We start from the raw sequence: 1,069 nt of genomic DNA, 5'->3' as shown, positions 1-1,069 counted from the left end.
CACCATCCACGTTTGCTTTTTGGTAGGCTTCTGCGAAGTGCTCCATGGCACCTGCACCACCGGAAGCGATGAGAGGAACTTTACACACTTCGCGTACCATATTGAGCTGTTCAATATCGTAACCGTTACGCACGCCGTCTTGGTTCATCATGTTGAGCACGATTTCACCAGCACCGCGCTTTTGCACTTCTTGTACCCATTCGCGCGTTTCCCACTTCGTCGCCTTTGTACGTTCTTCGTCGCCAGTAAACTGGTAAACCTGATATTTACCAGTATCTTTGTCGTAGTAGGAATCAATACCAACAACAATACACTGAACGCCAAATTTATCTGCTAAATCAGTAATAAGCTGCGGGTTAGCCAACGCAGGCGAGTTGATAGAGACTTTGTCTGCACCAAACTCCAGAATACGTGCAGCATCCTCTGCGGATTTAATACCACCAGCCACACAAAAAGGAATGTCGATCACTTCCGCGACACGAGCTACCCAACTTTTATCAACTACACGACCATCGCTTGATGCTGTGATGTCGTAAAACACCAGCTCGTCAGCGCCTTCTTCTGCGTAGCGTTTAGCGAGAGGAACAATGTCGCCGATGATCTCGTGGTTGCGAAACTGAACCCCCTTCACCACTTGTCCATCACGAACATCAAGACATGGAATTATTCGCTTTGCCAGCATGCAAATGCCTCCTCTGCTGTGAACTTACCATCTAACAACGCGCGACCAACAATCACGCCTGCCACACCGCTGCCTTTTAGCGCTTCGATATCCGCTAATGAGCCGATACCACCTGAAGATTGGAACTGCACTTGTGGGTACTGTTTACATAGGTCGACGTAAAGCTCTACGTTTGAGCCTTCTAGCGTACCGTCACGAGAAATGTCAGTACACAGCACGTGCTGTAGACCTACCGTTAGGTAATCGTTGATCAGAGCTTCAATAGTCACGCCTGAATCTTCTTGCCAACCAGAGATCGCCACTTTACGTGTGCCGTCTTGGTCGATGTTGATGTCCAACGCGGCCACTTTACGTGTGCCGTCTTGGTCGATGTTGATGTCCAACGCG

The 1,069-nt window shown here is 49.1% G+C and carries 2 protein-coding genes; both read right to left on the bottom strand.

Annotated features, from left to right (window positions below):
• Window positions 1-682 (bottom strand): imidazole glycerol phosphate synthase subunit HisF (gene hisF / locus R8N46_RS25405; RefSeq protein ID WP_318189801.1); only part of this gene is annotated, 682 nt, incomplete at its 3' end.
• The coding region (locus R8N46_RS25400) for a HisA/HisF-related TIM barrel protein (RefSeq protein WP_318189800.1) at window positions 664-1,069 on the bottom strand (406 nt) is incomplete at its 5' end. The genes R8N46_RS25400 and hisF, both read right to left, overlap by 19 nt.

The organism is Vibrio sp. 1874 (assembly GCF_033344395.1).
Lineage (GTDB): Bacteria > Pseudomonadota > Gammaproteobacteria > Enterobacterales > Vibrionaceae > Vibrio > Vibrio alginolyticus.
This window is presented reverse-complemented; position numbering and strand designations above follow the sequence as displayed.